The organism is Erythrobacter sp. JB1-4, from assembly GCF_057365025.1.
Genome location: NZ_CP200292.1, coordinates 3101483 through 3118716, shown reverse-complemented (window position 1 = coordinate 3118716; position 17234 = coordinate 3101483). Strand labels below are relative to the sequence as shown.

The following is a 17234-nucleotide window of genomic DNA, read 5'->3' as shown; positions in this document are numbered from 1 at the left end:
TGCAGCAGGGTACGTTGGGGAAGGCGTGCCAGCGATGCGCGAACTGGCGCAGGAACTCGCCGCAAAAGGCTTGATTGAGCGTAATTTTGATTGGGGCTTTTTCGACCGCTCTGATGCGACCGACCCACAATTGGCAGGCATTTGGGGCGCGTTGAAGGGCACGGTTCTGACCATGCTGGTCACCTTTGCCCTTGCCTTCCCAATAGGGATTATGGCGGCGCTCTACCTTGAAGAATATGCTCCAAAAAACCGTTGGACCGATTTTCTTGAAGTCTCAATCAACAACCTTGCAGCCGTTCCATCAATCATCTTTGGCCTTTTAGGGCTGTTCTTCCTGATGGCAGCCTTCCCCAATCTTCGCTCCACTCCGATCATCGCCGGGATCACCTTGGCATTGATGACCATGCCCGTGATCGTCATTTCCGGGCGCAACGCCATCAAAGCTGTCCCCCCTCTATCCGCGATGGTGCGCTGGCAATCGGGGCATCGCCGGTGCAGGTCGTGTTCCACCATGTCCTGCCACTTGCGCTTCCCGGAATGCTCACCGGCACAATCATCGGCATGGCGCGGGCTCTTGGTGAGACGGCGCCGCTCATCCTTATCGGCTTGCGCGCTTTTGTCGCAACGCCGCCCGAAGGCTTCACCTCGGCTGCCACCGTCCTTCCGGTGCAAATTTTCCTTTGGTCCGATGAAATCGACCGCGGCTTTGTCGAGCGCACAAGCGCCGCTATCATCGTGCTTTTGATCGTCCTCCTCCTGATGAATGGTGTTGCCATTTATCTGCGCAACAAGTTTGAGAAATCCTGGTGACCGAAATCCATCCCAATCTTGAAGCCCTCGAAGCCAAAATGAGCGCCGAGAACGTCTCGGTTTTCTATGGCGAGAAACAGGCGATCAAAGATGTCTCCATCACCATTCCGGGCAAATTTGTAACCGCTTTTATCGGCCCGTCAGGCTGCGGCAAATCGACATTTCTTCGGGCGTTGAACCGCATGAACGATACGATCCCCTCGGCACGGGTTGAGGGCAATATCGAACTAGATGGCGAAAACATCTACGCCTCAAACATGGATGTCGTGCAACTGCGCGCACGGGTGGGAATGGTCTTTCAAAAGCCCAACCCTTTTCCCAAATCGATCTATGATAACATCGCCTATGGTCCTCGCATTCACGGCATTTTCGAGCACAAAAGCGACCTTGATGAGATCGTGGAAACCTCGCTTACGCGCGCGGGATTGTGGGAAGAGGTAAAGGACCGGCTAAGCGATCCGGGCACTGCGCTTTCAGGTGGTCAACAACAACGCCTGTGCATCGCGCGCGCGATTGCGGTTGATCCTGAAGTCATCCTGATGGACGAACCTTGTTCAGCGCTTGATCCCATCGCAACTGCCAAGATCGAAGAACTGATCTCTGAGCTATCCACCCGCTATGCCATCGTCATCGTTACCCACTCGATGCAGCAAGCAGCGCGGGTCTCGGACCGCACGGCCTTCTTCCACTTGGGAGAAATCGTCGAGTATGGCGGCACCAACGACATCTTTACCAATCCCATCCAGCCACGTACCAAAGACTATATTACTGGACGGTACGGATAGTGTCAGACCACACAGTCAAGGCCTTTGATGAAGACATCACCCGGCTTCGCGGCCTGATCGGTGAGATGGGCGGCCTTGCCGAGGTGGCGATTGAAGAGGCTTTGGCTTCTCTTGTGTCGGGCGATGCCGAGCGCGCTCAAAAGGTTGTGGCAGGCGATAAGCGGCTCGATGAGCTCGAAGCCCAGGTGGATAAACTTGCCATCCGCGTGATTGCCCTTCGCGCCCCGATGGCAGATGATCTTCGCGAAGTTATTGCAGCGCTTAAGATCGGCGGCGTGATTGAACGTATTGGTGACTATTCGAAAAACATCGCCAAACGCGTCGACAGGATTGAGGGACGTGACCGGTTTGAGCCTTTGACATTGCTACCGGCAATGGGCGAAGTCGCCGCAGAGATGGTCCACGATGTCCTCACAGCCTATGCAGCGCGCGACCCGGATCTGGCGCGCGAAGTGATCGCAACCGACAATAAGGTCGATGCCTTTTACGACAGCATTTTCCGCAATCTTGTCAGCCATATGGTCGAAAACCCTGCGACCATTTCGAGCGCGGCACAATTGCTGTTTGTTGCACGCAACCTTGAACGTATCGGCGACCATGCCACCAATGTCGCAGAGATGGTGCACTTTGCTGCGACAGGAACCTATCCCCCCGAAGAAGACCGCTAGTGTGCTCGCGTTGCGGGTTGCCATGTGGAAAACTTGCATGCCACCTCGTCATAAAACTGTAGCGTGGGTGAAACATCTGATGATGCACCGGGCCCGAGTCCTAGGGGTTCCACGTAGGAGATGAGCTTTTATGTTCGCTGCCAAACTGCTCCTGGTTGAAGACGACCCCGCGCTTTCCGAACTGCTTGAATACCGGTTCCAAAACGAAGGCTATGACGTGCGCAGCACCAAGGACGGCGATGAAGCCATGATCCTGGCGCGCGAAGAAGTGCCGGACCTGATCATCCTCGATTGGATGATTGAGGGCACCAGCGGGATTGAGGTGTGCCGCCGCCTTCGCCGGGACAAGGAAACCGCGCATGTTCCGATCATCATGCTGACCGCGCGTGAGGCAGAAGATGACCGGGTGCGCGGGCTTGAGATGGGCGCAGATGATTACCTGACGAAGCCGTTTTCTCCGCGTGAACTGCTCGCGCGTGTGGCCGCTGTTATGCGGCGCATTCGCCCTGCGCTTGCTGGCGAGACGATTGAAGTGGGCGATATCAAGCTCGACCCTGTGGCTCACAAGGTGCAACGCCGTGGCCAATCGCTGCAATTGGGGCCAACCGAATACCGCTTGCTGAAATTCTTCATGGAAAGCCCGGGCCGCGTGTTCAGCCGTGGCCAATTGCTGGACGGGGTATGGGGCACAGGCTCTGACATTGAGCTTCGCACAGTGGACGTCCACATCCGCCGCCTTCGCAAAGCCATCGGAGTGGAAGGCGTGAAAGACCCGATCCGCACCGTGCGCTCTGCCGGATACGCGCTCGAGACGGCTTAGACCCCTGGCTTAGCGGCAAGCTCCCACCCAATTCCCGCCTTGATCAAAGTGGAAATGATCCGCGTGGGCCGCGTTGTAATCAGGTGACAACACCACCGCGAAGACATCGCAGGCATCATCGCGGATTTGCCGCAGGAAACGCGCCCGATCCGCGTCACCATCCCAATCATTGATCAAGCTGATCCGGCGGCCATCTGAAAGCACCACCGCACTGATATCAATCGCATTGCCAGTCGCGTGCTGGCTCCACGCGTTGGATGACCCGCGAATACGGCGGCAATTGTAGACCCCCATATGCTCAAACCTTGCGACATCGCTGCCAAGGATATCCCGCGCGGCAGGTTCAACGCTGCGGGTGCGCCAAAGCTCAAGCGCTGCGGCAACACTACAAGTGGTTGCAGGAACATTGGGGCTGAGCGGGAAATTGCTCAGCTGTGTCCGGTCAGGCCGCGCGCACGCACCCTCACCTGTGGCTGGTAGAGCGGTGTATGCCACCTCGCTCCTGTCGAGCACCGCGCGGCACTCCTGAACATCCTCTCGAAGGGCCACAAGTTTTGTCGCAGTGGCAAAGCCAATCGGATCGCGCAGATCAAGCGGTGCCCACGGATTGTGCTGCGGGTGATCTTGGAGCCAGTTCCAACCGGCAATACCGCCTGCGACAAAAACGCTGAGCAACACGAAGCTTATCAGCGGACGGTATGCGCGCTTCGTTTTGCGTCGTTTGGGGCGAGCCTTTGGTGCCATATGTTCCCTTTAGTGAAAGTCGCGCGATTTGGGGATGATCCTGTGGTTGCGCGGGTGCCCACCCGAATTTGGCGCCTGTGGTAGCTGATCGATGATGTCGCGCGGATGTACCGTCTGGCGCTCAGATGGAGGTTTCCTGCCCTGAAGCGGCGTGTTCACATGGTCCGCACGGGCAAGCGGTGCGGACAGCATATCATCCGAGAGCGCATAGAGCTGATCGCTTGCATCGACCATATTGTGCGCGATCACGTGGATCACTTCATCGTCATATTCAACGCGGCCGCGCACCTCCATCAGGCGCGCGCCCATGACTGTTGCGCGCTGTTTTTCCTTAAGGTCCGGCCACACAACGAGGTTCACCACCCCGGTCTCATCCTCCAGCGTGATAAAGCACACACCCTTGGCACTGCCCGGACGCTGGCGGATCAGGACCACACCTGCGACCTGCACCATGCTGCGATATTTACGGTTCCTGAGGTCGCAGGCGCGCACAAATCCGCGCTCCGCCAGCCCCGCGCGCAGGAAAGACATCGGATGCGCTTTGAGGCTCAGGCGCGTGGTCTGATAATCATTCACTACCTCTTCGCTAAGAGGCATTGTTGGCAGTTTGGTCGGCGTTTTCTCTGCCCCTTCATCACGCTCATCTGCTGCGCGAAACAGCGGCAAATCAGGCCCTGCGATAAGGCTGCGCGCATCCCATAGAGCCTGCCGGCGCGGCAGGTTCAGCGAGGTGAAGGCATCGGCGCTGGCAAGCCGTTCGATATGCGCAGGCGAAAGCCCTGCCCGCTCACGCAGCTCAGCCACATCGCGATAGGGGCCGTTTTCCACGCGCTCTGCGACGAGTTGTGCGGCGATGTGTTCGTGAAGGCCGTCGATCTGGCGCAGACCGAGACGAAGGGCAATGTGGCGGTCTTGGCGGCCTAGTTCGCAGCCGGTGTCGCGCTTTGCCCACCCCGTTGCAGCTAAGCTCACCTGCGGGTCGCTAAGCTTCTCTGCCCCTCCCGCTTGCGGGAGGGGTGTGCGAGACTTAGCGGCTTGCCGCTTAGTCGCAGCGGGGTGGGCCTGCGCCGCCTCAAGCGTGCAATCCCACTCGCTCTCGTTCACATCAGCCGGAAGCACCTCCACGCCGTGCTCCCTCGCATCCCGCACAATCTGTGCTGGCGCATAAAATCCCATCGGCTGAGAGTTCAGCAAGGCTGCCGCAAACGCTGCTGGAAAATGGCATTTGAGCCAGCTTGAAACATAGACCAGATGCGCAAAAGAGGCCGCGTGGCTTTCGGGAAAGCCATATTCGCCAAAGCCCCTGATCTGGTTGAAACATCGCTGCGCAAACTCAGGATCATAACCGCGTTCCACCATGCGCCCGACCATCATATCCTGAAGCTCATCGACCATCCCGCGCGACCGAAACGTCGCCATGGCTTTCCTCAGCCGGTTGGCCTCAAGGCTCGAAAACTTCGCGGCGTCGAGCGCAATCTTCATCGCTTGCTCTTGGAAAATCGGCACGCCCAAAGTGCGCTCCAAAATGCTGGAGAGTTCATCGGGGGGACCATGCGCAGGCGATGGCTTGGGGATTGCAACCTCCTCTGCGCCCCGGCGGCGTTTGAGATAAGGGTGCACCATATCGCCCTGAATGGGACCGGGGCGCACAATCGCGACTTGGATCACGAGGTCATAAAACTCGCGCGGGCGAAGACGCGGGAGCATATTCATCTGCGCGCGGCTTTCGACCTGGAAGACCCCCAGCGAGTCCCCCTTGCGCAGCATCGCATAGGTCTCCGGGTCTTCCCTCGGCACCGTAGCAAGGGTCAGAGCGCGGTCGTGGTGAGCCTCAAGCAGATCGAGGCATTTCTTAATGCACGTCAGCATTCCCAGCGCCAGAACATCGACCTTGAGGATACCGAGCGCCTCAATATCGTCCTTGTCCCACTCGATAAAACTGCGGTCCGGCATAGCGCCATTGCCAATCGGCACCGTCTCCGTCAGCGGGCCATCGGTGAGGATAAACCCGCCCACATGCTGTGACAGATGGCGCGGCATTCCGATCATCTGCTCAGTCAGAGCCAGCACACGTTTCAAATGCGGATCGGTCACGTCCAGACCGCTTTCGCCTGCGTGTTTCTCGCTGATCTCGCGGCCCCATGAACCCCACACGCTTTTGGCAAGGCGCGAGGTGACGTCCTCGCTGAGCCCCATGGCCTTGCCCACTTCGCGGATCGCCATGCGGGGGCGATAGTGAATGACTGTCGCCGTTAGCCCCGCCCGCGCGCGCCCATATTTGGCATAGATATATTGGATCACCTCCTCGCGCCGCTCATGCTCAAAATCGACGTCGATATCGGGCGGCTCTTTGCGCTCTTCTGAGATGAAACGGTCGAAGAGCAGCTGATGCTTGGCCGGGTCCACACTGGTGATTTCGAGGCAATAACACACGGCTGAATTGGCCGCAGAACCCCTGCCCTGACACAGGATCGGCGGGTCCACGGAGCGGGCGAAATCAACGATATCCTTGATGGTGAGGAAGTAGCGCGCAAGGTCGAGCTTTGCGATCAATGCCAGCTCGCGCTCCAACGTGTCGTGGACGCTCTCAGGAACACCTTCAGGATAGCGCCGCTGCGCCCCTGCCCATGTCTCAACCTCGAGAAATTCCTGCGGCGATTTACCGTCGGGGTAGATTTCTCGTGGGTATTCATAGGCCAGTTCATCGAGCGAAAAATCGCAGGCATCCGCCACTGCGCGCGCGGCGTGGATTGCATGGGGCCAACGTGCAAACAGGCGGACCATTTGCTCTGGCGATTTGAGGTGGCGCTCAGCATTGGCGTGCAGCAGGTGGCCTGCCTGTGTCACGGTCGTCTTATTCGCAATCGCCGTCATCACGTCCTGCAACGGACGGCGCGAGGGCGCATGGTAATGCACGTCATTGGTGGCCAGCAGCGTGAGGCCGTTTTCCCGCGCCAGCCTATCGAGATGGTCGATCCGCGCTACGTCATCGCCCCGGTAGAGATAGCTTGCCGCGAGATGGCGCAGGCTCGCGAGTTGCTGGGTGAGGTGAGAAAGCAGCTTGGGGAAAGGCGCAGTGAATTTGCTTGGGCTAGAATAATCGGGACGTTCACTCCCCTCCCGCTTGCGGGAGGGGCTGGGGGTGGGCCCTGCATCAGGCTCGCTCCGCTTGCCCCCACCCCTAACCCCTCCCGCAAGCGGGAGGGGGATGACGTTGCTCTCCACCGCTATGGTGAACTGCGCGCCCAGATCATCGGGTGGGAGCAGGATCAGCTGCACGCCTTCAGAGTGCTCCGAAAGCATCGCAAGGCTGATCTCACACACGCCCTTTTCCTGCCACTCACCGGTGAGCGTTTGCATTCGCCCCTGGCTAATCAGGCGCGAGAGGCGGCCATAAGCGGCACGATTGCGCGGATAGGCAAGGAAGCGCAGGCCCTCGACCGTCTCGATACGGGTGCCGATAATCGGGCGCAGCTTGAGGGTTTTGGCTTCTGTGTGGAGCCGCACGACCCCTGCAAAACTGTTCGCATCCGCCAGCCCCAAAGCGTCATAGCCAAGCGCGCGCGCCGTTATCGCCAAGTCCACCGCATCCGATGCCCCGCGCAAGAAACTGAAACAGCTCACCAGCCCCAGCTCCACAAAGGGCGCCTTGGGAGGCGGTTCGATCAGATCAGGATCAAGCTCCAGCGTGCGTTTATCAGGGGTGAGCGGGGCCTCGGGCATATCACGAGGCCACCTCTACAAGTCGCCCCCGCACCGCTTCCAAATCACGCGCGAAGAGTTCCTCCTGCGCCGCCCTTGCCTCCCCATCAAGGCGAAGGAGATAGGAAGGGTGGGCAGTGATCCAAAGCTCGCTGCCATCGTCCAGAGGCACCTGTCTCCCGCGTTCCTTCGCAAGGCTGACTGTGCGGCCAAGCATCGCTCTCGCCGCACTTGCACCAAGAGCCAACACGACGCGCGGAGCCACCACTTTACGCTCAGCCTCAAGCCACCAGCGGCAGGTGTCGATTTCCTTGGCCTGCGGGGTCTGGTGGATGCGCCGCTTACCCCGGCTCACAAATTTGAAGTGCTTGACCGCATTGGTGACGTAGGCGCTTTTGCGGTCAATCCCGGCCTTATCGAGGTAGACATTCAGCAATTGTCCGGCGGGTCCCACAAAGGGCCGCCCCGCCAAATCTTCCTGATCACCCGGCTGTTCGCCCACGATCATCAGCGGAGCGCCGGGAGCCCCCTCTCCCATAACGCTGCGAGTGCCGCATTCGGCGATGGGGCAATCGCGGCAGACGCTGATCCCTTGGGCGATCTCGGCAAGACTCGAAGGCACTTCGCGGACCTCGCGCGCGCCTGCTGCCACCATGCCAGCCTCGCGCGCCTGAGCACCTGCAATAAGCTGCGGGATCAACTCCGCCTCAGGCATATTCTTCCAATATTTCTTGGGCATCTCCGACAGCATCGCGCCGACTTTTAACCGCGCCGGGTTGAAGATGGAGGCGTAATAGGACTTCCAAAGCGCCTCCACCGGATCACCCGCAGGCGCATCTTCGCGCCGCGCTGGCGGCCCCTCGCGCATAGTCTCCCCATCCCAATGGATTGAGCCGCGCGGGGTCAGGATCGACCAGCGCATATTGGCAAAGCGGCGCATGAAGAACCCTGCCTCGCGGCGCACAATGTGGTGATCAGGTTCGAACCAAGCGACGTAGTGCTCGCCCTCTTCACTCTCGACCTCGCGGAAGCGGACGAAGGCATGCATCTTATGCGCATCGCGGCGCACCTCTTTGTCGAGCTCTTCGATCCGACGCACGTCTGTGTCGGCGCTGTCCTGCATCATGCCGGGCTGCGATTGGAGACGCCAGAGGACGCGGTAGAGAAGGCTGAACCGCTCGGGGGCAGAGTGGACACAAACGTTGCGGGCAAGGCGCATAAATCGCTTGGACGCGCGCACCTCGCTCGCACCCGCTTCGGGCACAGGCAGGCGCTTTTCTCCGCGTGAGGGGCCTTCATAGGCAAACAGGTCACCCGTGCCCCCCGGCTCCGCCCAGCTCACCCGGTCAGGGGGTACGTCACATTGGATCAATTGCCGCGCACGCTCACGCCAAAAGGCGAAATCATCGGGGCGCGGCAAGTGGACGACGTAGTGAGCGCCCAGCGAGACGTTTTGCATCGCAGTCATATTCTACCCCTCCCGCCTGCGGGAGGGGCAGTGAGACTTGCGAGCTTGCTCGCTAGTCGCAGCGGGGTGGGCCCACGCAACCTTGCTGGTCCACCCCCAACCCCTCCCGCAGGCGGGAGGGGAGCATGTTGTGCCCTGCCCCATCAAAACAGCTCCAACTGTTCCGACTTGGGCGCAAGCATGCTGCGCAAATCCGCCCGGTCTGTCAGCCGCGTTGGCCGCCAATCAGCCGCCACCAGAAAGGGGCGCACTTTGGCGATGGATTGGGTGAGCCGCCCCACATCCTCCAAGCGCAACCGCCTGTGCCGCCGCGCTTTCAGGATGCGCCCCACCGCTGTTGTCCCGAGCCCCGGCACGCGCAAAAGCTGCTCTTTCGAGGCGCGGTTCACATCGACCGGAAAGCTCCCCCGAAACTTAAGCGCCCAGGCAAGCTTGGGATCAATATCAAGCGGAAGATTGCCGTCTTTCTCCGTCGCATCAGCCACATCACTCGCACCAAAGCCATAAAAGCGGATCAGCCAATCAGACTGATACAAACGGTGTTCACGCATCAGCGGAGGGCGTTTCAGTGGCAGCACCGCACTCGCATCCGGGATCGGGGAAAAGGCGCTGTAGTACACGCGCCGCAGACCAAAGTTGCTGTAGAGCCCGCTCGCCCGCCCAACGATGGCTGCATCATTGGCATCATCCGCGCCCACAATCATCTGCGTCGATTGCCCCGCAGGCGCAAAGCGGGGCGCATGGCGGAAACGCTTTCGTTCGTCCTTTGCCTGAATGATGCGTGACTTGGTCTTTGCCAAAGCGCCCTCAATCTCTGCCTGATCCTTATCGGGCGCAAGCTTGGTCAGCCCAGCGCGCGTCGGCAATTCCACATTGATCGACACACGGTCGGCATACATCCCCGCCTGCTCGATCAGTTCAGGATCCGCCTCAGGAATAGTCTTCAAGTGGATATAGCCGCGAAAATCATACTCCTCACGAAGGATGCGCGCGGTTTCCATCAACTGCTCCATCGTGTGATTGGAGCTTTTGATGATGCCCGACGAGAGAAACAGCCCCTCGATATAATTGCGCTTGTAGAAATTGATCGTGAGGTCGGCGACTTCCTGAGGCGTGAACTTCGCACGCGGCGTGTTCGAGCTCTTCCGGTTGATACAATAATGGCAATCAAAGATGCAGTGATTGGTCAGCAGCACCTTCAAAAGCGAGATACACCGGCCATCAGGCGCATAGGCATGGCAAATGCCCATACCCTCGGTTGAGCCCACGCCTTTACCGCCGATCGAATTCTTCTTCGCCGTGCCTGATGAGGCACAAGACGCATCATATTTCGCCGCATCAGCGAGGATTTCCAGTCTTTCTCGTAAGGATTTTTGAGGCGAACGCTGAATCATATGTTCCTTATATGTTCCCAACCTCAATCCTACAAATGCAAAGTGTGCAATACCCTCAACTGACCCCTCCCCTGATCCCTTTTGAGCCCCCTCACCTCACCGCGATATCGAGGCATAGGCCACCCGGCCTACACCCATCGGGGAATTTCACGCACCCGTGTTTGCCCGTAGTTCGATCATGACAGTTTTGGTGGATTTGATCCCACCTCCACAGGAGAAACTAATGAAAAAGCTTGCATATATCGGTGTCTTGGGCGCCTCATCACTCGCGCTTGCAGCGTGTGGCGGCGATGAAGCGGCAACCGCTGCGCCTGCAAACCCGATCACTGCTGAAGAAGTTGACGCGGCACAAAAAGCATGGGGCGAAGGCATTGTCGCCATCGGCGCGACCTTCACCGAAGAAGGCGATTACTCAGCGCGCGCTTCTGAGCACATTGCAACGCATTATGCTTATGGCGATGATGCAACAATCTTGTTCAAGCCAACTCTGGCAGCCGAAGACCAGTTCCGCGAGACCACTGAAGAAGCGCTGAGCTATTTTGTTGGCACCGAGGGCACAGAAGATGGCGGCTTTGCGATCAAGCCTTACACCTCGGTTGAGTGGGACAATAACGGCACTGTAATCTCAGAAAGCGGCGATATGGCAGTGGCCATGGGCAACTATATGTTCACCGACACCGACGGCGGCGTGACCAAGGTTGAGTATTCTTTTGCTTATGAAAAAGACGAGAATGGCGATCTGAAGATCGTTCTTCACCACAGTTCGCTTCCGTACAGCGCGGGCTAAGGCCAAAGGCTTAGCAGCTGAGAGGGCTGCAAACGAAAAGGGGCCGGATGTTCCTCCCGGCCTCTTTTTTCGTATGCTTTTTAGAAGGGTGGCGTGAGGCCCCCTATGTTAGGCCCAATGTATGTTAGGCCCATATATTAAGCCCAGTGCATGCGCTGTTTATTTGACGTGCTTGCATCATACACACTCGCGCACAGATGATCGAGCACTGCAATATGCATGGGGCTTTCAAACGCCACACCGGCCACCTTTCCATCTGCCCACACGACTTTGCCAAGCGGGGCATTGATGCCGTTCATGCGAATAGTGACGCGGTCGCCAATACTGGCAAAACCCGCGCTCGCCCGTAATTTACAACCGCCTTCTGAAATATCAATAAGATCAGCGTAGATAGCGCGCGATTGAACCCGCCCCTTGACCATCAGGTGCAAAGGTCGCCGATCAGATCCGCGAGAGGCTTTAACCATCGTCATGGGAAAAGATTATCGCAGAAATACCTAAACAAACCCTAACGGCCGGGTAACTATTTTCGTAAATTTACGCGCGATCATGCATCGATACCGTGCAAGAACCATTCAGGCGTCCCACCGCGTCCATCCCCCAAAACGCCTGAGCGATAGATCCAATAACGCGCGCCGTGTTCATCCTCGATACGGTAATAATCACGCAGCCGCGCGGTAGAGCGCTCACGCCACCATTCAGGGGCAATGCGCTCAGGCCCTTCAACACGGGCAACCTCGTGGACCCGCGAACGCCACCTGAAACGTTGGGGATAGCCATCGGGGGATGCGTAGAGCACAGCAATTTTCTCAGCCCGATCAAGCAGTTTAAGCGGCCTTGCCTGAGGTTTCGTGAGAGTATCAGGAGCGGTGATAGCGGCAAGGGGCGGCTGCCAGCTTTGTGCACGTTCAGGCAGGTGACTGGCATGGGCAACCGGGCGGCGCACAGCATGCGGGCCGAGGCGGACGCTTAGCCGGTCGATACAGGCGGAAAGTGAAATACCGTGGCGTGTCGCGGCTTCTTCGACATCGCCCTGTGTGGCGGCAAAGGGTTCTGTCCAGCTTGCCCGCAGGCGCACGGTTTCGATGCCAAAACCAGCCTCAATCCCCTCGAGCTTTTCCGCAAACAGGCGGGTGATGTGCGAAGGGTCCCGCGTGGCAGCAGCCAGTTCCAAGCGGCGCACAATCACTTCGCCATCGACCCGCCACATGCCGAGTTCTAGCCGCCGCGCGCCCTGTCCCTGTGCCTCCAATTCGCGTGCCATATCCTGGGCCAAATCCCCCAGCACTTGATCAAGCAGCGAGCGATGGCGCAGCGGCTCCATCAAGCGGCGTTGTACCAGAGGCATATCCTGCGGGACCACGGGCAAGAGCGGTTCGGGCACCCTGCCAAGCAATTGATCGAGCCGGATGAGCGGGTTTGCTGCGGGCGATTTCCTGCCCCGAAACCGGCGATGGAGCGCATCGCGGGCAGCGGCCTCGCTCCGGTTGATTGCGCCTGTTGCGATGTCTGCAAGGTCGCCTAAACGCTTGAGGCCAAGGCGGCGCAGGACTGTGAGCACATCCGTGTCGAGCCTGAGCGCGGCGGCCGGAAGATCGGCAAGCTGGCGCATCATAGCCTCGGTATTGGAAGAGGCTAGCATACTGGAGCGTGGCCCGTAATGCGCTAAAGCCCATGCCGCGCCTGCCGTTGGAGCAATAGCCGCGCGCACCGCCAGATGCCGCCCTGCAAAGGCGCGTTCCACATCGGCGAGAAGCCGCCGCTCCCCTCCAAAAGGTGCGCCACCGCGGTGACATCGACGATCAGACCATCGGGTGGATCAAGCGCGCTCCACGGTCCCCACGCTTGCGCCCAGATGGCAAGCTTTTCCAGCAGCTCCAGGTCGCCTGCCGGATCAGCGGGCGCGGTTTGCAGCCCAGGGTAAAGCGCGCGCGCATCGGCTAACATCTGCCCGGTTCGAGCGCCAACGCCAAGCCCTGCTGCATTCACCGCATCAATGCGCGGGCCATGAGCGGTCTCGGTGATGAGGACCGTGGGAGGTTCCCCCCTCCTACCTCAGCCTTACTCCCTTGAGCCTTATCGCCCTCAGTCTTATCGCCTCGAGACAGCCGCCAGCGATCGACCGAAAGTTGCGCGCACCAGATTGCCATTATGCGGCGACTTATGGGTGGGGCGCTTTTGAGTTTTGAATGGGACATTGGGCGTATGCTCGAAGGGGCGCTCGGTTTCTTGGATGGGTTGCTTTTGTGGCCGTTTCTGGGGCGGTTTGGGCACGCACAATCGCGTCCCATCGTGGGCCAGCTTCCATTCCCCCGGAGCATGAGAGCGCGCCCGGAACAGCTCCGCCTGCCAAGCCGGTTCCCCCGGCCTTTGCGCATTCCATCTGGGCTCACCCGAAACCCCAGGCCGCGCGCGCCAACGCATCCTTGCCGAGGATAAATCCGCATCCGCCTCAAGCCGCACCAGCCACAAGGCAACCCCGTGCTTTTCAGCCGTCAGGCTAAGCCTGCGCGAAGCAGTAAAGTCGAGCGCGCGTGGATTTCCGGCGATCTCTCCGATCACACAGGCAAGCTCGCGGCATTTGAGCCCTTCCTCAAGCGCGAACAAAGCGTCTTCGGGTTTGGTTGTCTCCACACAGATCACCCGTTCACGCCATTCTTCTGGCAGCGCGTGGATATAAGGCCGCCCGTTCATCTGAACCGCGCGCTTATCCTGCACCCATAAAAGCTGACGCCGATCCTGCGCATCGGCCAACACATCCTCTTCAGCAGCGGCAACCGATAAAGCATCGCGCGCCAAGGCAAGGGCAAGCCCTGCCCCGCTGCCGTCTCTTGCGCTGGCGAAAATCTCGCTATGCAATGGCTGATCCGCCAGTCCGGGACGCCAGCGTGCCTCACGCTGTTTTGACAGCGCCGCAACATCCACGGCTGAGAGCCCTTCCGAAAGATGGGGAAGAGGCGGCAGAGCCTTGGCATCTTGGGGCCGAGAAAGAGGTTCAGGTTTCATCATAGGAACATGGTCAGAGACTCGCCAACGGCCTCTTTGTTCCCATTATGTTCCATATATGAAGGAGGAGTGCAACCCCGCACTCCTCCCTATTTTTGGCCTATCCCAGGATAGCGTTTTGCATTTGCTATCCAAGGATAGCGGGGAACAACCCTGTCACAAGGATCGCGCCCACAGCCAGCGGGCACAGCCACGCAATCAGGAAACGCCAAAGCGCAAGCATGCTGCCAGACAGTCCCGTCATCTCTTCGACCAGCCGCTTATCCGCGCGCCAGCCCACGAAAATCGCCGTGAAAAACGCGCCCAATGGCAGCATCACCGTCCCTGTGAACCCATCGACGGTGTCGAGAATATCCTTCTCCGCAAACAGCGGCCAGAAGCTCAAAAGGCGCACATCGGACCACACGTTATAGCCCAGCAAACAGGCGATCCCGATCAGGAACGCACCGCCCCCAAAGATCGCAGAAGACGCACCGCGGGTCAGACCAAACTGGCCGATACCCCAAGCGGTCGGCACCTCAAGCAGTGAGATCGAACTCGTCACAGCCGCCACAAGAATAAGCACAAAGAACAAAAGCCCAATCAGCGAGCCTGCTGGCATAGTCTGGAAGGCAAAGGGCAGCGTCTGGAACACCAGCGTTGGCCCTGCTGCCGGATCAAGCCCCACCGCAAACACAATCGGGAAGATCATCAAGCCAGCGATTAAAGCCACCGCCGTATCGGCAAAAGCAATCGTTACCGAGGTAGGCCCAAGCCCATCAGACCCCTTCACATACGAGCCATAGGTGATGAGCCCCGCCACACCCAAAGACAGCGAGAACAGCGCCTGTCCCAAAGCTGTATTCAAAACTTGCGGCGTCAGCTTGGAGAAATCAGGCGTAAACAGGAACGCTAGCGCATCGCCCATATTGCCCACAAACGCGCCGTAAATCGTAATGCCAACCAGCAGCACGAAGAACATCGGCATAAGCACGGTTGCCGCTGCCTCAATCCCAGAACCAATCCCGCGCGCCACAATAAACAAGGTCACGCCCATAAAGACAAAGTGCATGCCCAAAAGGAGCATGGGGTTGGCAAACAGTTTTCCCATGCGCCCTTGGATTACCTCTTGGCTCTCACCCACAAGCGCGCCTCTGAACGGATCACCCGCCGCAATCGCGCCAAGGAAATCGGCCCCCATCACGCCCACATAATACAGCACCCAGCCAGCTACGACCGAATAGAACGAGACAATCAGGAACGCCGCAATCACGCCCATGATGCCAAAGCCGCCCCACGCGGTCGAAACCTGCGAGCGCTGCGCCACTTTGCGGATCGAGCTTACCGCATCATCCTGACCCGTGCGGCCGATGAAAATCTCTGAGATCACCAATGGCAGGCCGAGCAGGAACACAAAGCCCACGTAGACAAGAACGAACGCCCCGCCCCCGTTTTCGCCTGCAAGCGTTGGAAAGCGCCAGACGTTGCCAAGACCAACAGCGGCCCCAACCGCTGCCAAAATAAACGCGCTGCGCGAAGACCAGCCCTCGCGGCTCGACGATCCCGAAGATGCTACCATGCTGAAATCTGTTCCCTCTTTTGCATGCTTCCCTCTTCCCCGAAAAAGCATGCGAAATTTTCTATCTAACCCGTTGTGCAATGTTTCTTTGCCTTCGCCAAGGGGAACATTGCGCTTATCGGCGCAAGGCTTTGGATAAGTGCAAAGGATGGCCGCCCATGGTACGAATTCGACGAATTCGATTTCCTACTCTCAAAAAGCGCATCACAATCGTGCAGGCAGCAGATTACCGAGTTTCAAACCACGAAAATTCCACGCAAAGTGTCACCTTATTCCAACACTCCAAGCCATTGAAAACGATAGGCTTTCATCGAAATCCTGTAGGAAAAAGGTGACACATGTGTCACCTTGCATCAAATGCAATTTGGATATTCTCTTGAAGGAAACTCAGCAAAAATTTGGCCTTTGCAAACGCCCACGTTAGAGAAACGCCCATGTCGACAACATTCCAGCTTGATACAAGCACCAGCCGCGCAAACCCCACCCCTCAGCCGATGAAACGGCTCACCGTGCCCCGGGTGAGAGCCCGCAAAAAGGATGGGGTGACCGAAGAACCCTTGGTGATGCTGACCGCTTACACCGCACGTCAGGCGCAATTGCTCGATGCACATTGTGATTTGCTACTTGTTGGGGATAGCCTTGCGCAGGTCATTTATGGCCTGCCCTCCACCGTCCCTGTGACACTGGAGATGATGGCAAACCACGGCGCAGCGGTTGTGCGCGGATCGTACCATTCGGTCGTGGTCGTCGATATGCCCTTTGGCTCTTACGAGGCGTCAAAAGAACAGGCGTTTGAAAGCGCGGCCTATCTGCTCAAGCAAACAGGGGCGGCGGCGGTGAAGCTCGAAGGTGGCGAGGCGATGGCTGAGACAGTCGAGTTCCTGAACCAACGCGGCATTCCGGTGATGGGTCATGTGGGGCTGACGCCTCAAGCGGTGAATGTGCTTGGCGGATATATGGCGCGCGGGCGATCGGATGCTGAGGCGGAGAAGATCGTCAACGATGCGATTGCCTTGGATCAGGCGGGCGCGTTTGGAATTGTGCTTGAAGGCGTACTCGAACCCATTGCGATTAAGGCGACCAAAGCGGTTTCCTGCCCCACCATTGGCATTGGCGCATCAAACCAGTGCGATGGTCAGGTGCTTGTGACCGAAGACATGCTCGGCATGTTTGAGCGGGTCCCGCGCTTTGTGAAGAAGTATGAGGATATCGCCAGCGTCATCGAAAAGACAGTTGCGCATTATGCCGAGGAAGTGCGCGAGCGGACTTTCCCAACGCAGGAACAGACGTATCAGCCTAAGAGCTAGGTTTCGCCAAGAGGCTAGCAAGCGGCGCTGCGATAATCAGCTGTAGCAGATGGTAAAGCAGCAGCGGCGCAATCACAAAGCCTGCAACATCGGGCGCGAAGAGAATAGCGGCAAGCGGCGCGCCGATAGCAACGCTCTTTTGAGCGCCCGCAAACAAGAAGGCGATGCGGTCTTCGCGAGACACT

The 17234-nt window shown here is 58.6% G+C and carries 14 protein-coding genes and 1 pseudogene; 6 read left to right on the top strand and 9 right to left on the bottom strand.

Features of this window, described 5'->3' with window-relative positions; genetic code table 11:
* Nucleotides 1-300 precede the first annotated feature (300 nt).
* The 4 genes from AC0V61_RS14570 to phoB all read left to right on the top strand — a co-directional run bounded on the left by AC0V61_RS14570 (nucleotide 301) and on the right by phoB (nucleotide 3083).
* The gene (locus tag AC0V61_RS14570) at nucleotides 301-810 is read left to right on the top strand and encodes an ABC transporter permease subunit (protein ID WP_486159578.1); all 510 of its coding nucleotides are present in this window, start codon (nucleotides 301-303) and stop codon (nucleotides 808-810) included.
* A 38-nt stretch (nucleotides 811-848) separates the two neighbouring features.
* A complete protein-coding gene (gene pstB, locus AC0V61_RS14565; RefSeq protein ID WP_486159576.1) occupies nucleotides 849-1595 on the top strand; it encodes a phosphate ABC transporter ATP-binding protein PstB in 747 nt (248 codons plus the stop codon).
* The gene (phoU, locus tag AC0V61_RS14560; protein ID WP_486159574.1) at nucleotides 1592-2263 is read left to right on the top strand and encodes a phosphate signaling complex protein PhoU; all 672 of its coding nucleotides are present in this window, start codon (nucleotides 1592-1594) and stop codon (nucleotides 2261-2263) included. Before pstB ends, phoU begins: the two co-directional genes overlap by 4 nt.
* 130 nt (nucleotides 2264-2393) lie before the next feature.
* Nucleotides 2394-3083: a phosphate regulon transcriptional regulator PhoB gene (gene phoB / locus AC0V61_RS14555; RefSeq protein ID WP_486158695.1), complete on the top strand. Its 690-nt coding sequence runs from the start codon at nucleotides 2394-2396 to the stop codon at nucleotides 3081-3083.
* A 9-nt stretch (nucleotides 3084-3092) separates the two neighbouring features.
* Here phoB and AC0V61_RS14550 read toward each other — a convergent pair whose 3' ends face one another.
* The 4 genes from AC0V61_RS14550 to AC0V61_RS14535 form a co-directional block, all read right to left on the bottom strand.
* Nucleotides 3093-3827, bottom strand: coding sequence for an extensin-like domain-containing protein (locus tag AC0V61_RS14550; protein WP_486158693.1), 735 nt, complete (start codon nucleotides 3825-3827; stop codon nucleotides 3093-3095).
* A 9-nt stretch (nucleotides 3828-3836) separates the two neighbouring features.
* Complete coding sequence (locus AC0V61_RS14545; RefSeq protein WP_486158691.1) at nucleotides 3837-7550, bottom strand: error-prone DNA polymerase; 3714 nt, start codon at nucleotides 7548-7550, stop codon at nucleotides 3837-3839.
* A gap of 1 nt (nucleotide 7551) precedes the next feature.
* Nucleotides 7552-8997 (bottom strand): UdgX family uracil-DNA binding protein, encoded by a 1446-nt coding sequence (locus AC0V61_RS14540; protein WP_486158689.1) that lies wholly within the window; start codon nucleotides 8995-8997, stop codon nucleotides 7552-7554.
* 143 nt (nucleotides 8998-9140) lie between these two features.
* Nucleotides 9141-10391 (bottom strand): putative DNA modification/repair radical SAM protein, encoded by a 1251-nt coding sequence (locus AC0V61_RS14535; RefSeq protein WP_486158688.1) that lies wholly within the window; start codon nucleotides 10389-10391, stop codon nucleotides 9141-9143.
* A 223-nt stretch (nucleotides 10392-10614) separates the two neighbouring features.
* Between AC0V61_RS14535 and AC0V61_RS14530 the strand changes: the two genes are divergently transcribed.
* Nucleotides 10615-11178: a phosphoribosyl-AMP cyclohydrolase gene (locus AC0V61_RS14530; protein WP_486158686.1), complete on the top strand. Its 564-nt coding sequence runs from the start codon at nucleotides 10615-10617 to the stop codon at nucleotides 11176-11178.
* A gap of 137 nt (nucleotides 11179-11315) precedes the next feature.
* Here AC0V61_RS14530 and AC0V61_RS14525 read toward each other — a convergent pair whose 3' ends face one another.
* The 4 genes and pseudogenes from AC0V61_RS14525 to AC0V61_RS14510 form a co-directional block, all read right to left on the bottom strand.
* Nucleotides 11316-11651, bottom strand: a complete 336-nt coding sequence (locus AC0V61_RS14525; protein ID WP_486158684.1) for a PilZ domain-containing protein — start codon at nucleotides 11649-11651, stop codon at nucleotides 11316-11318.
* 74 nt (nucleotides 11652-11725) lie between these two features.
* Nucleotides 11726-13328 (bottom strand): annotated as a pseudogene (locus tag AC0V61_RS14520) (Y-family DNA polymerase).
* Nucleotides 13270-14187, bottom strand: a complete 918-nt coding sequence (locus AC0V61_RS14515; protein WP_486158683.1) for an ImuA family protein — start codon at nucleotides 14185-14187, stop codon at nucleotides 13270-13272. The pseudogene AC0V61_RS14520 and the gene AC0V61_RS14515 overlap by 59 nt, the downstream one beginning before the upstream one ends.
* A gap of 124 nt (nucleotides 14188-14311) precedes the next feature.
* Nucleotides 14312-15742 carry a sodium-dependent transporter gene (locus AC0V61_RS14510; RefSeq protein ID WP_486158681.1) on the bottom strand — a complete coding sequence of 477 codons (1431 nt, stop codon included), beginning with the start codon at nucleotides 15740-15742 and terminating at the stop codon, nucleotides 14312-14314.
* A 434-nt stretch (nucleotides 15743-16176) separates the two neighbouring features.
* Here AC0V61_RS14510 and panB point away from each other — a divergent pair, with 434 nt between their 5' ends.
* Nucleotides 16177-17049, top strand: a complete 873-nt coding sequence (gene panB / locus AC0V61_RS14505) for a 3-methyl-2-oxobutanoate hydroxymethyltransferase (RefSeq protein WP_486158680.1) — start codon at nucleotides 16177-16179, stop codon at nucleotides 17047-17049.
* Here the strand turns inward: panB and AC0V61_RS14500 are convergent.
* The gene (locus AC0V61_RS14500) at nucleotides 17039-17233 is read right to left on the bottom strand and encodes a bile acid:sodium symporter (protein WP_486158678.1); all 195 of its coding nucleotides are present in this window, start codon (nucleotides 17231-17233) and stop codon (nucleotides 17039-17041) included. The genes panB and AC0V61_RS14500 overlap by 11 nt on opposite strands.
* Between the last annotated feature and the right edge of the window lies 1 nt (nucleotide 17234).